The sequence below is a fragment of the Bacteroides sp. AM54-2NS genome (assembly GCF_003602935.1).
Lineage (GTDB): Bacteria > Bacteroidota > Bacteroidia > Bacteroidales > Bacteroidaceae > Bacteroides > Bacteroides xylanisolvens.
The window spans coordinates 38,793-53,782 of record NZ_QTMZ01000007.1; the positions used below are offsets into that span (position 1 = coordinate 38,793).

Annotated in this window: 6 protein-coding genes and 2 pseudogenes; 2 read left to right on the forward strand and 6 right to left on the reverse strand. The window is 38.5% G+C overall.

Translation table 11 applies throughout. The annotated features are described in order from the left end of the window. Window positions 1-15: 15 nt before the first annotated feature. Window positions 16-1,158 carry an alcohol dehydrogenase gene (locus tag DXA05_RS06465; protein WP_120067524.1) on the reverse strand — a complete coding sequence of 381 codons (1,143 nt, stop codon included), beginning with the start codon at window positions 1,156-1,158 and terminating at the stop codon, window positions 16-18. A 147-nt stretch (window positions 1,159-1,305) separates the two neighbouring features. On the opposite strand from DXA05_RS06465, the gene DXA05_RS06470 reads away from it, so the two are divergent. Both DXA05_RS06470 and DXA05_RS06480 read left to right on the forward strand, forming a co-directional pair. Further along, a complete protein-coding gene (locus DXA05_RS06470; RefSeq protein WP_120067472.1) occupies window positions 1,306-4,083 on the forward strand; it encodes an AAA domain-containing protein in 2,778 nt (925 codons plus the stop codon). A 465-nt stretch (window positions 4,084-4,548) separates the two neighbouring features. Beyond that, a pseudogene (locus DXA05_RS06480) lies at window positions 4,549-5,235 on the forward strand (DUF1016 N-terminal domain-containing protein); the annotation flags it as partial. 794 nt (window positions 5,236-6,029) lie between these two features. Here DXA05_RS06480 and DXA05_RS06485 read toward each other — a convergent pair. From DXA05_RS06485 to DXA05_RS06505, 5 genes and pseudogenes are all read right to left on the reverse strand, one after another. Next, window positions 6,030-7,280: a DUF1735 and LamG domain-containing protein gene (locus DXA05_RS06485; protein WP_128858932.1), complete on the reverse strand. Its 1,251-nt coding sequence runs from the start codon at window positions 7,278-7,280 to the stop codon at window positions 6,030-6,032. A 30-nt stretch (window positions 7,281-7,310) separates the two neighbouring features. Then, the gene (locus DXA05_RS06490) at window positions 7,311-8,972 is read right to left on the reverse strand and encodes a DUF1735 domain-containing protein (protein WP_008021167.1); all 1,662 of its coding nucleotides are present in this window, start codon (window positions 8,970-8,972) and stop codon (window positions 7,311-7,313) included. 12 nt (window positions 8,973-8,984) lie between these two features. Further along, window positions 8,985-9,935, reverse strand: a complete 951-nt coding sequence (locus DXA05_RS06495; protein WP_120067473.1) for a glycoside hydrolase family 18 — start codon at window positions 9,933-9,935, stop codon at window positions 8,985-8,987. 43 nt (window positions 9,936-9,978) lie between these two features. Then, a complete protein-coding gene (locus tag DXA05_RS06500; RefSeq protein ID WP_120067474.1) occupies window positions 9,979-11,586 on the reverse strand; it encodes a RagB/SusD family nutrient uptake outer membrane protein in 1,608 nt (535 codons plus the stop codon). Window positions 11,587-11,605: 19 nt separating this feature from the next. Next, window positions 11,606-14,946 (reverse strand): annotated as a pseudogene (locus tag DXA05_RS06505) (TonB-dependent receptor). Between the last annotated feature and the right edge of the window lie 44 nt (window positions 14,947-14,990).

The window sequence follows — 14,990 nt, forward strand, 5'->3', positions numbered from 1 at the left end:
ATTTCTATTTAATTTTCATTTATTTACTGATATAGCTACTTTAATAACCCCGTCCAACTTGTTTTCAAAGACACGGTAAGCCTCCTCAATCTCATTCAATGGAAATCGATGTGTAACAAGAGGAGTAGTATCAATTTTCCCTTCCTCAATCAGTTTGAGAATCTCGGCACAGTCACAACCATCCACTCCCCCTGTTTTAAAAATCAGATTCTTGCCATACATATCAGGTAAAGGAAGAAGCTGCGGCTGTTCATAAAGGGCTACTATGGTGACAACAGCATTAGGACGAGCACAATCCCATGCCAAATGAAAAGAATCATCACTCCCCGCTACTTCCAAAACAACATCTGCACCACCATGGTCACTGTTCTTGAGAACAAATTCCTTGCAGTGTTCAGGCTCCGTTACTAACACATCAGGATAATGCTCGCGAACAAACCGAATTCTTTCAGGAGACTTTTCACAGACAATAATACGTTTAGGGTGCTTCAACATCGCACATAACAAAGTACAAACTCCGGTAGGTCCGGCACCGATAATCAGAACAGTATCTTCCTCGATAATTTCCGAGATACGTGCTGCCCAAAAACCTGTTGCAAGTACATCACCGACAAACAAGGCTTGTTCATCACTCACAGTATCAGGAATACGGTTCAAACCTTGATCTGCATAAGGAACTCTGACATATTCCGCCTGACCGCCATCAATTCGACAACCTAAAGCCCAACCGCCATTGGGATCAGTACAGTTATTCACATACCCATGCTTACAGAAAAAACACTCACCACAGAAAGTTTCGACATTCACAGTCACCCTGTCACCAGGTTTCACGAAAGTGACATCAGCCCCCACTTGTTCTACCACACCTACCATCTCATGCCCGACAGTTATTCCGGGCACAGCACGCGGCACACTGCCATGTTTAATATGAAGATCACTGGTGCAGATGCTACCAAGTGTTACACGCACGATTGCATCCCGTGAATCCTTTATTTCCGGTCTCGCTTTCTCCTGCAATTCAAACTTTCCGTGTTCAATATATGTGTATGCAAGCATAATATCCTCCTCGTTCATTAATATATACCTTGCAAAGATAATGATTTCATTGGCAAAACAAATCTCTTTTATCACGTTCAATACTCCCAAACCGAATCTCACTCTATATTTATAAGAATACAAAGCTGAATAAAGTCATTCACTGTTTTTTCTACTTCAGCTTTGATATTCTGGAAAATATTCTTACTTTTATATCCAAAATAATAAATAAAAACAGCAGCACGACTTATTATATTTACACACAAGCCTATGATAGATACTTCCGAAAATCTGATTATTATAAAAGGTCAAATCAGGACTCCCGAAATAGAAAGCTGCCAGAATTATGATGGCAACTATAAGATAGTATTCCGAAATGTTCCTAGTGCGTATACTTACAAAGAAGAAAATGTCCTTTGGCTGACTGATCCGGACAAACCGGACCCCAATAATTATCAAATAATCAGTAAAGGGAGAACTTTATCAAACATCAAAGCCTTATCTATTTTTAAGGCCGGATCACACAGCTATTGGCACATTCGTTTTCAGAATGGTAAAGAGTATGATTACAGAGAAAAAGACTTAGAAATTATCGAATCATGCTTGGGAGAGAGTCGTTCGAAAAGTATATTCGAATATTTGAAGAAAGTTGCCGATGCAAACGAATTGAAAGCTGATGACGGAACGAAGCTATTGGCAAAACAATATGAAAAGATTCATTTCATCGCAAGCAACAGAGCAATTGCTGTATATCTGAATCCTCAAAAATATAAAATGCAGACCCAGACTTCCTCAACCTTGATTTTTCCTTTCGGTTGTAATGCAAGCCAGCAAAAAGCAGTCCAGGCAGCTTTTGAGAATCAAATCAGTGTTGTGCAAGGACCTCCGGGAACCGGAAAGACACAAACGATTCTGAACATCATTGCCAATATCCTTGTGCGTGGTAAGACTGTTCAGGTAGTATCTAATAATAACTCCGCCATTGTCAATGTACTTGAGAAGTTATCCAAATACGATATGGGATTCATTGTTGCATTGCTTGGCAGCACAGCTAACAAAGAGAAATTCATCGAAACTCAAGAAGAGGAAAAACAATATCCGGAGAACTTTGAGTCATGGCATGATGCAGATGCCGACCAACCTCAATTTCTCAATCAGATACATCATCAGACCGAAGAACTAAAAAGCATATTTTCCAAACAGGAACGCCTTGCCATGGCAAGACAGGAAATACAAGCTTTAAAAATAGAGTGGCAACATTATCTGCAAGAGTTCGGAACAAAAGAAATTACTCTCCAACAACGAAAGAGTTCCAGCTCGGCAGACCTTCTGAATTTATGGAATGAATGTCAACAATTTGCAGAAAAAGAGCAATCATCAAGTCTTCGGGGAATAGCAGCTTTTATTCAACGGTTGAAATGGTTATTCTTTAAATTCAGAAGCAAAGCGATTTGTAAAATCCCCGATAAAGGTTTCTATAAACGGGAGATGAGTTTGATTATCGCCGACTTCCAAATCTTATTCTACCAAACAAAGTATGCAGAACTGGAAGTTGAAATAGACACATTAGAAAAGGAGCTTGCCAACAAAGATGCAGCAGGAATGGCTAGACAAATGGCCAATACATCAATGAAATATCTAAAGAATCAGTTATTTCATACCTATGGCAATAATCATGACAAGCCCATCTTTACGCTCCCTGATCTAAAAAATAATTGGCGAGAGGTACAAAAAGAATACCCTATTATCTTAAGTACAACCTTTTCATCATTAAGCAGTCTGCAACGAGATGCCGTATATGATTATATCATTATGGATGAAGCGTCACAGGTTTCCGTTGAAACCGGAGCTTTAGCCTTGTCATGTGCTAAAAATGCAATCATTGTCGGTGACACCATGCAACTTCCCAATGTGGTCACGGAAGAAAATAAGGAAACGCTAAACTTTATCGCCAATGCGTGCCTGATTAAACCGGAATATGATTGTGCCAATATGAGTTTTTTGCAATCCGTCTGCAAAGTTATTCCAAATGTACCGCAGACCTTGTTACGGGAACATTATCGATGCCATCCTCGAATCATCAACTTCTGTAATCAGAAATTTTATGGTGGAGATCTTGTCATCATGACACGTGATAAAGGAGAAGAGGATGTCATTTGTGCCATACGGACAGCCAAAGGTAACCACTCCCGCAGCCACATGAATCAACGGGAAATAGATGTTATCAAAGAAGAAGTACTACCGAATCTATCTTATGAAACAGATGAAATTGGCGTCATAGCTCCATATAACAAACAAGTAGATGCAGTAAAATCCGCACTTGAAGAGGATATTGATGTTGCAACAGTCCACAAATTTCAGGGAAGAGAAAAGGATGCTATCATTATGACCACTGTCGACGATGTCATCACTTCCTTTTCCGACGATCCCAACCTGCTCAATGTTGCTGTTTCACGGGCTAAGTCACAATTCTATTTAGTCGTATCGGGAAACGAACAACCCAAAGACTGCAATATCAGCGATTTGATCGCTTATATCGAATATAACAATGGCACTGTTTCCACCAGTAAGATTCATTCTATATTCGATTATCTATATGAGCAATATACAGATGCCCGAATAGCCTATTTGAAGAAGCACAAAAAAATATCCGAATATGATTCCGAGAATCTTACATTTGCCTTACTCGAAGATATCCTGAAAGAAAATATCAATATGCGTCATTTGAATATCATTTGCCATTTACCACTCTATATGTTGATTCAGGATTATTCTTTATTGAATGAAGAGGAAAGCAAATATGCTGCAAATATAAATACTCATATTGATTTTCTAATTTACAATCGTGTGAGCAAACAACCGGTATTGGCTATTGAGACGGATGGTTATGCATTCCACAAATCGGGGACGAGTCAGTCAGAACGTGATATTAAAAAGGATCGTATCTTAGAGTTGTACGGAATTCCATTGGTGAGATTGTCTACTATTGGTAGTAATGAGAAGAAAATTATTGAGGATAAGTTAAGCGAAGTATTAAACTTGCATTAGAATGTTCATTGCAAATCATTTTTTTGTTAGAATAGGAGTTTCTGCATATTCTAACAACCAAAAGAATAAATTTTACTCCAACTATAACAATCACATCAATAATAATGCCTACATTTACTTCTCATTTAAAGTACAACAGCACTATGGAAATTATTTTCTACTTTTGCATCAACCTCATTAAAAGTTTCTAAGAACTTAAAGTGAGTACATAAATAAACATTAATCACAATGACAAAAAACTATCTCATCGTAAATACATTAATTAAAATGCGGATAAGATACAATACATATAACAATAAGAATCATCTGTTTTACAAAAATAGGCAGATAAATAAATCGTATTTCGACCAAATACTAAGAAATGAACAGGAAAGTATTAGGTTAACAATTCTACGCGACACACTTCTCCCGAAGCTGATGTCAGGAGAACTAAAAATTAACGCAACTGAAGTATTATAGATTACGATGAACAAGTCAATAAACATACTTGATAAAGAATATCTGCAATGGGTGAAAGACCTTTGCGGTCGCTATCGTCAAAGCCAAATAAAGGCAGCGGTGAAAGTAAATGTGGAACAGTTGAAATTCAACTGGCTTTTAGGTCGTGACATTGTTGAATTGCACGTAGAAGAACGCTGGGGCGAAAGTGTTATCACTCAATTGAGCAAAGATTTACGTGAAGCTATACCCAATGCAGCTGGTTTGTCAAAGAGCAATATTTACTATTGTAGGAAGTTTTATTTGTTATATAAGGATGCTTTGAAAACTTTCCACCAACTTGGTGGAAAAAATGAAACGGAATTATTCCACCAAGTTGGTGGAATATTTGAAGTCCCATGGAGACACCATTGCTTGATAATGGATAAAGTGAAAGACGATATAGACAAAGCTCTGTTCTATGTTCACCAGACGGTGGAGAACGGCTGGAGTCGTAGTATGCTGCTCAATTTCATTAGCACCGACCTTTATGAGCGGCAGGGCAAGGCACTGACTAACTTTACAAAAACATTGCCCGATGCGATGAGCGACCTTGCACAGGAGTTGACCAAAGACCCCTACAATTTTGCTTTCACGGGTATAACTGGGCGTTACAATGAACGATTGCTCAAAAATGCTCTACTGAATAACATTACCCGATTCCTGATGGAACTAAACTATATCGCACGTTTCATTACTCAATCAATACGATAAACGATACATAAAATAATATTTATATTGCTAAATTTTCCCATTTACAGGGTCTTTACAGAGTCAAGTTCTAAATCAATATAAAAAATACGGTCCTGCTGACCCGTTGCATTACATATCTATGCCGAAGCCTAGGATACAGTGGGGGCATTAACCCTCCACACGGGGACAGAACCGTAATATCGCGAAACTACGAACATATTTTTAATATGTTCGTAGTCGTTTACGACTAAAGGCTCCTTGGCTTCCAGTCGGCAAAATAGACATGTAATGCCCTACAAAGATAAGACTATTTCCTTATAAAGCCAATAAAATCAATGTTTTATTATAAAATAATGCAGAATGGTATATAAAAATCTCAATAAAAAGATACGACCCTGATCCCCCGCTGCATTACAAATCTATTAGCCGCAGCCTAGGATATGAGTGGGGTAATTAACCTACCACACGAGGAACACAGAGCCGTACTATCATTAACTGCAAAGTATATATATACCTGCAACTGACGACAACTAAGGATCTCCTAAGACATATAAACGACTTAAATATTGTAATGCAATACAAAGGTGAACATAAAATCCGAGAAAACCAAAGCACCAAGCATTATTCTTATAGCAAATGCACATTATATATCGCCTAAGATAAAATGACTGATATTTTAAAGAATTGAATCTAAACAGAAAAATCACCTTTGAAACACAATGTAACAAAGGTGATTTATTTGCACTAATTTCATTTCAAGATATTATTCCCGAAAGCTACTCTTTATTTTTCTGCGGTACTTCAATCCCCTCCGGCCATATAGCAGTTGTATAAGCCACAGCATCATTTCCATTACCGATCAAGTCTTTTGCAATGTTATTTCCTTTACCTTCGTTGAACTTCCAGTAAGCTTTCAAACCAGTAGTTCGGGGATCAACATCATACATATTCCTGTAAATTTCTTCTTGTGAACGGAGCACATTCCATATACGTACTTCACAAATCTCTCCATTTAATTGCCGACTCATATCGTCGGGGTCTCCATAAGAGTGTCCTATCTTAAACATAAAGTCTCCTTTCTTCTGTTTTCCAAGGTTTATGGCTTCCCCATTTCCGTAATCGTCAACGCGGCTCTGCTCTTTGCCATCTACATACATAATAGCAGCCTTTGTCTCTGTGTCATAAGTAACGGCAACATGATACCACTCACCAGGTTGCAACAGTTTACCATCATTGGCATTTGGAAATTTCATTTCATTAGCCGCAAATTGCAATTGCTGTCTAGGAAAGCCAGAATCACCAAAACGTAACAAACAATATTGCTCAATACCCATAATGGATGAGATTTCGGTAAGAGGATCAAATCTATTCACTCGAACAACAGCTTCGAAAGTAAGTTGCTTCAATCCGTTTACTACATTAGCAGTAGGACTACCGGCAACAAATCCCGGTATCTCAAAATAATTGTTAGCAAGACTGACAGCAGTAGTTATAGCACTGGAACGACGCACTATGTAACAGATATTTTTAGAGCCGTCCAATATACTCATCCCTCCTGATGCTTCTCCAATAGTAACAGGTAATAGAAAGCTAGTGTCAATATCCAAGTCTATCAGGTTGGAAAATTCAATAGTGACCATTTCTGAATCTACATTTCCTTTAGGAATGACAACGTGCTGGGTAGAAAACTTATAATACTTAGCATCCAACATTGCATAATTATTCCCTAAACGTGCATTATAATAACTTATCAATGAAGGATCTGTCCGAAAGCTGACATCTATATCCTGCTCAGCAGGATATGCCAGTACAGCAGAAATCTGTTGCTGTCCATCCTGTTTAAGATTATTAAATGTGAAATTAGCTATATCCTTCACTTTCGCCGCATCAATATATACACTATTACCAAAAGGAGATTCCTTAGTATAATCTTTGTTGTCACAACCTGTTATTAATAACAGGAAAACCATGACCAAACAATTATTACTTATTTTCATTATATTCTTGTTTTGAATTATCAGACTCATTATATCTTAGTTTTAGATTCATTTCATTTCTCACATTCCGGACGGACGTACCCATCCTTTTGAATACACATTATACATCTGGCGCAAAAGCCAGTCCAACGGTTTATAGGTATAAGAATACTCACCGGAAATAAATCCCCAATCATAAGGAGGATAGATGGATTGCCCCCAATAAGCACCATCATCCATCATAGCGTTAATGCCATCTCCTATCGCGATATCGTTCACCATTCCTTCATACATATTTTGCTCATTGGCTGTAAGATCAAACGCATATACAACAATATTATTTTTTTTACGCTTATTCATTTTCCAATCCACCATCCTATATTGCGATTTATCTCTCAAAGGATTTTCTCCTTTTTCATATAATGGAATAACCAGACTTCCATAACATTCCGGTGCCAGCCCTATAATAGGTTTACGAGTATATTCACTATAAGGATGCTCTGCGTCCCATGGTTCTATAATCTGTACCACTTCTTTTCCACTATCATACGCATGCCACGCATAGTCTATATACTTACCTACCTCAATGCCGCCACATCGATTTACATCATAAAAATATTCAGTAGCTTCTCCCTTATCAACAACTGTCAGCAACTTTTCAGGAAGTGCATCCCGCAATGCTTTTATTAGTTTAGGATAAGAGACTGTATTCATAGCAAACATACCTTCCTTGTTATAAGTACTCACTTTGTCCCAGAGATTTATTCCATCCAAACGATAAAGTTCTACCACATTTTTCACCTGTTGAACAAAATCTGCAAGCTGCATATCGTTTAAATTACAAAAGCCAAATCCTTTATTACCATTTTCAATGCTAAGACATACTTTACGTCCGTGTTCCTGAAGCGGACGAATAAACTTATCCGCCTTTTCCAACACATCACGTATATCACTACTCAAATTGAGCAGTGCACGTCCTGTTGCAGACTCATAGTCCATTGTCACAATTCGTAGATTCACGATACTACCTATATTATGTAAAGTTTGAGTATAATCTATCTGATTAATTTTTTGAATTCCATAAACATCAGCTATCAACGGTTGATAAGTTGAAGTATTCACATAGAAAACAACAAATGCATCAGGTAGCATTGGCGGCATATCTATTTGTTCATACTGGTTATTAGGATAACAAGTCGTTATTCTTTTCCGAATATTCACAATATAATAAAGCACCTGTTTCTTAGTATCCACCTTTACTCCTGTAGGTATTTCTTCCATAGTTAATGGCAAAAGATATGGAGTATCAGTATTCAGTCCGGCTGTGGATATAGTAAATTTGATTTTGGCAGATTTTTGTTCTCCAGCATCTATTGAAAGAACTCCGCCATTTTCGAACTCCACATTCCCAGCCGGCAATGTATTCAATTTGGAATTGTTTTCCTCATTATAATCTTCTACAAGCTTCTCGTTTACAACGGCTGTGACAGTCAACCTGCTTCCGGCTGATTGTGACAGTGAATAGAATATTTCCTCTGTGGCAGATTCGTCCCCTTCCGTCAACTCAATAAATGCTTTATTAGTCAATGTAGTTGTGTTACGCAGGGCACCTGCAATATTATCCATAGCCGTCTCGTCAGGCATTCTGTCCGCATTCATTGAGATAGTCTCTTCGGTACACCCTGTTACTCCTATTTTCAGTAACAATACTAATATAAAATGTATGATAAGATTCTTTTTCATATTAATTCTTTTTTATTTCGATGGGTTCATTAGTTGAATAGCCGTTCGTGTAATCTCGTAATTCCTTATCGGGCTATAATAATCATTGCCTATAGCATAAATTCCCAATCCAGCTAATGGACCAAGAGCAACCACACGGTCAGTCATTAAAGTTACAGCCTCTTGTTTTACACCAGTCTCATCAATTACTTGTCCGCCCATTTGAACAGATAACAATAATTTATCTTTAGACAATAAACTATTGGCAAGAATCCCCGTCACCTGCAATTTCAAATCGGTAACATTGGTCAACTCTGCAGTATTCAACACAATATAATTCAATTTGTCAAAGTCTGCTTCATCAACGAAAGCCGGATTTCCTTCCAATACCAATAATTTATCCTGTCCCGTAGCAGTAGATAATTTAGAAACAATCAGCCGTGATTTCTCTTTATACGATGCCAATTCAGCATCAGTTCCATTATAGAGCGGAAGACCGGTAAAAGCAAATCCGTCCAGATTGAGTTCGGCCGACGTAGCAATTTCTTTATCCAACCAACTATTTAATGCCGTGATATCTGTTAAGGAAGAGGCGTGAGCTACATAATCTATCAAATAAAGCACCCGGATACTCTTTTCCTGCAATAGAGGGATATCCTCCCGATCATAATCAGAGATTTGATGAGAATTACCCAAGGTCACAATATCCAACGAATCCGGCAATGACCGAAGATAACTACCTTCATTTAGCGATTTTTCCGGAGAATTATCAAAGTGCGCATATGACAAGTAATGTTCACTTTGTTTGTAGGTACGTAATGCCTGCATATAACGCGCCCATAGTTCCGGATTCTGTTCTTTCGCACTATTAATATCAATATCTACAATTTCAGGTTCATTCCAGTCATCACAAGCAACAGGCAATAAAAAAGCCGTTAAAAACAGAAGACTATAAATGAATTGTTTATATATTATTGTTTTCATATAAATTCTTTTTCATTCTTTTATTCGTATTCAAACTCTCTCGTCAATTGAGATAAGATTTCTTATCCCACCACAATCTCGTTCCCCCATTGTCAGGACCTCCTAACATACCTATCGCCAAATTGATATTCGAAAGATTTTCAGTATATTCTGTAGGCGGATACCACAAACGACGGATCATATACTCGGAACTGATGCTACCACCACTTTTGTTTTCTATAACCGGCATAAGATGAGGATATCCTGTACGACGGAATTCACTCCATGACTCAACACCTAAAGGGAAATTAGCAATCCATTTTTGAGTGATGATACGTTCAAGATTACGTTCAAAATTATCCGCACCATCTTCCCAAGCAATAGTAATAGTACTTCTCGGACCTTCCCAATCAGTATAGGCAAATGTCGGATCATTGTACGCTTCCGGAGTGTCAGTCGAATTCTTCGCATAGGTTTCAGAACCCGACAGACCATATTGTTCAAAAGAAAGGGCTATCGCCATATTATATAAATCTTTAGCTTCCCCACCCATATTCCAGCCTCGCAAGGCACCTTCGGCACGTAAGAAAGTGATTTCTGCGGCATTCATCCATAAAAAAGGACTGGTACTGCTGATAATCGGTATGCTGTATGCATTTACCATCTCATCCTTGGTAGTCACATCAATGCCAATACGAATACCCGCGTATCCATCAACCTCTTGCGGTTGGAAGTTTTCATCATATACAGTCATTTTCACTGTAGTGAACATCTTTTCCCGACGCGGATCTTTATAACCATTCATATATGAGATAATATCAGCCCCCGCACGCTGGTCATTCCAGTCATTAAAAATCATAGCAACCCTATTTTCTTCCACTTTCAAGAAAGCGTTATCATTTATTTCCATCATTACGCCTGCCGTTACAGCTCCTTCGGCTATTCGTTGTATTTCCGCCTGCATTTCCGGTACATAAGTCAAGCGCATGGCCATACGCAATTTGAGTGAATTAGTAAATTTGAGCCATTTGGAAAGATCGCCTTGATATACATCATCAAATTTACGAAAAGCTTCCGCACTCAAATTGAGATTATCCCTAAGGACATCACTCACTTCGTCCAATTCACTGAACATTTGCTTATATACCTCTTCCTGCGAATCATAAGGTACGGTAAGAGAAACCTTACCTGTTTTAGAAATGATTTTTGAATAAGGAATCGGACCGTACATATCTGTCACACGCTGCATGATGACCACACGAAACAGTTTTCCCAGTGCCAACGCCACAGGATCGTCTGTTTTGTCCAACAAGTCCCGATAAAACGGATAAGTACGGGTGACTAAATCGGAAAAAGGAGCTTCTTGCCAATCTATTGGCGGATTATACGTTTCAAACTTAGCCGTCCATTCTACAGTACAACCAATGTAACCGGCAAACGCACCTGCGCCAAGTGCTTCAACAAACTGATAGAGATGTTCTTCCGTAGGAATCACCAACCCTTGTAATCCTTTAAGACTGGCGCCTACGTTATAACTTTCACGCCCCAGTTCTTCTTTGTCAACCTGATAATCCTTCCGGTTGATTTTATCGAAATTATCCGTACAAGCGTAACCGACAATAAGCAATAGTGCTAGCGAAAGCAATTTTATGATAGATGTTATATATTTCATAGTAACTACTTTTTATCTGTTAAAAGTTGATTTTCACATTCAAACCGACATTACGGGTACTCGGCAACATGAAAAAGTCGATCCCTTGATAATAGTTACCAGTCGTTGCAACGGCTTCCGGATCAAAAGGAGCTTTATTATAAATCATACAGAGATTGCGTCCCACAACAGACAACTGAATATCGCATACATCATGCAACCATTTACGTGGAAGCGTGTAACCGATAGCCGCCTCCTGCAATCGAATATTGGTAGCACTATAAGTATAATACTGTGGCAGACCACTTTGTGAACCAATAGCCGTGAACCATGTCTGCGCATCCACCCTATTACGTCCATTCACTAATACCCCACCATTATCACGGGCAACCGCCGAACTTTCAGATACCCCATATTGATCCATGGCCGCTGCAGTAGCCGAATAAACAATACCACCTATACGTGCAGTAACTAAAGCACTGATATTAAACCCTTTCCATGAAAACTGATTGTTCCATGCCAAATTACATTTAGGGAAAACACTTCCTAATTTAATATCAGGTCGATTATTCACTGTTACTAATGTACCCGCAGGAGAAATTTCTACCATTCCATTGTCGTCTCGCTTCAAATCAGACTGTGTGTAAAGGTCACCCAGCGAACCTCCTGTTTTCAATATGAATCTGGCCTTTCCGAGTCCGCCTACATCCAGCCGATCTTTATTTATAGGCTCACCAGTCTCCGGATGTAAATAGTCCCTTACCAATTCTATAATTTTGTTCTTGTTATGGCTTAATGTAAAATTACTTTGCCAGCGAAAATCTTTCTTCCATGTATGTCCGTAACCAAATGAAAGCTCTACTCCCTGGTTACGTACATATCCTGTTTGAAGGTAAATGGTAGTATATCCGGATGATACGGAAATTTTCGGATCGAACGTCTGATTAAACGTATTAGCCAAATACCATGACAAACTGAGATTAAAGTCCTTGAAAAGCCGCATATCCAAGCCAAATTCCCATGAATCGGTCCGTTCAGGTTTAAGGTCACCAATGGGATAATGTGTTTTCGGCTTCCACGTTTGAGTAGTTTCGTCATACTCAAAAGTAGGCGATGTCAAGTTACGAGGATAAGGCATACCCACCGAACTAAACGAACTGCGCACTTTCAGATAATCCACGAAAGAAGGTAGTTTCACCATTTCAGAGACGACAGCCGAAAGTCCAATTGACGGGTAAAAGAAACAAGTAGAAGATGAGTTTGCCAACTGTGACGCCCAGTCATTACGTCCGGTCAGCGTAAGATAAAACATACTCTTCCACCCTACTTCAGCACTGGCAAATATAGACTGCGTCTGCTCTTCCCATTCATCCTGACGTGCTTTCTTCTGAGTATTGTCAAGATCAAACACATTAAAAACATTGGGAATACCATTGGCACGTATCGGTCCACGATAACTCAATTCGTCATACTTATTATCTACGATGCTCGCCCCGATATTGACCACAATAGAATAATCACCCAAACGTTTATTTATATTTGCCAACGCATCAGCATACACTTGTGTTTCGTCAGGTTTAGATATAGCATAAAATCCCTGCGCACTACCTTCAGTAAGAGTAGTATTGGAACTTGCATATAATTTTTGTTCATATTTGGTACTGGAATTATCAACCCGAACACGCCCTGAAATATTCAGCCAGTCTGTAATATCATAACTTAAAGAGGCAGACAGCATATAACGCTTCTTGCCATTCGTCCGTAAATTGCGATAAGCGATCCAATAAGGATTCTGCATCCGCAAGTCTCCTTCCCCTTGAGGCCAAAACATAGTTTTAATCTTACGGGCCGGATCCCAACGTTCGAACACTTTTATCAAATTAAAGTCGTCGCCACGTGGAAACAAATAAACAGGAACTATCGGATTTGAGTAAGCACCTTGATTAGTCATATTGCGGTCATTCTGAATAATATAACTTGCACCTACATCAAGCTTCATCCTGTCATTCAGAAAGTTTGTAGTGTTACGGAAGGTGAAATTAAAACGGTTGTAACGGTTGTTCGGTACAATCCCTTCCGAATTAACCGCAGCAGCAGAAAAGAAGGTCTGATTCTTATCTGTTCCCGTTGATAATGTAACGGAATTGGTATAAGTTATCCCCGTATCAAAGAAATCACGTGTTCATAGTTTCTACGAGATACGTCATTTAATAAAGTCCCCCAACTCAACGTAGTAGAATTACCTGCTTTTCCCGAACTACCTGTACCATAGCGATTTTGAAAATGTGGAAGTACGAATGGCTTAGCGAATTCGGTATTACTAGACACAGAAACCTGCAATTTACCAACTTTGCCACGTTTCGTATTAATAACGATGACTCCATTTGCCGCATTACTTCCATAAAGGGCGGCAGCTGCTGCTCCAGTTAGCACTGAGATACTTTCAATGTCATCCGGATTGATGTCGGCAATGCTTTCAGTCACTCCCTGTGAACCATTCTCCATACTACCGCCACCTCCGAAATTAAACATGGGAATACCGTCAATAACATACAGTGCATTACTGCTTTGTTCAATCGACTTTGTACCACGCATCACCACCTTACTAGCTCCACCTACTCCTGAAGAACTACTGTTGATATTAACTCCTGCGACTTTACCATTCAGGCTATTAATAAAGTTTGCATCCTTGACATTTGTCAACTGGTCGGATTTTACCTGTTGTACATTGTAACTCAGAGCCTTTTGTTCCCTCTTGATACCCAAGGCAGTTACAACTACTTCATTTAGCGCCTCTACGTTAGCAGACATTTGTATATTGTACACATTCTTATCTGCTATTTTTACATAAGACGAAATATAGCCAATATAAGTAAAGCTTAATATACTACCTATAGAAGCTTTTATGACGTACTTACCCTCCAAATCAGTAACAGTTCCATCATCAGTCCCTTCTACCCGTATATTTACTCCTATCAGTGGTTCATTTTTCTCATCAACAACCCTGCCTGTTACCTGTTTAACAACCACAGTTCCAGTCTTTGGTTGAGGAATAATATTAATATAATTTCTTTTAATTCCATAAGTAAATCCTGTTCCTTTAAGGATAATCGAGAGGGCTTTTTCCAAATCAATATTTTTCAAATTGAGATTGATAGCCGGTTTATCAATTAATTGCGAATCGTTATATCCTACTGAAAGCTTTGATTGCTTCTCCACTTCTTTCAGTGCTTCAATAACAGTTATATTTTCTTTTTGAATAGTAATTTTCATACCACTTTGGGCAAAAGCTGTAGCTTGTATTACAACCATAAATAAAAACAACACAAATCTTATCCCTTTTGCCTTCTTATCATTTTTCAATGTATAACTGTGTAACATGAATTTTAAGTATTAGTTTGCTAACTTTTTTATTCGCAACACAT

Coding starts and splice junctions, on each gene's coding strand:
- DXA05_RS06470 (WP_120067472.1), top strand. CDS start 1,306: ATGATAGATACTTCCGAAAATCTGATTATTATAAAAGGTCAAATCAGG.
- DXA05_RS06485 (WP_128858932.1), bottom strand. CDS start 7,280: ATGAGTCTGATAATTCAAAACAAGAATATAATGAAAATAAGTAATAAT.
- DXA05_RS06490 (WP_008021167.1), bottom strand. CDS start 8,972: ATGAAAAAGAATCTTATCATACATTTTATATTAGTATTGTTACTGAAA.
- DXA05_RS06495 (WP_120067473.1), bottom strand. CDS start 9,935: ATGAAAACAATAATATATAAACAATTCATTTATAGTCTTCTGTTTTTA.
- DXA05_RS06500 (WP_120067474.1), bottom strand. CDS start 11,586: ATGAAATATATAACATCTATCATAAAATTGCTTTCGCTAGCACTATTG.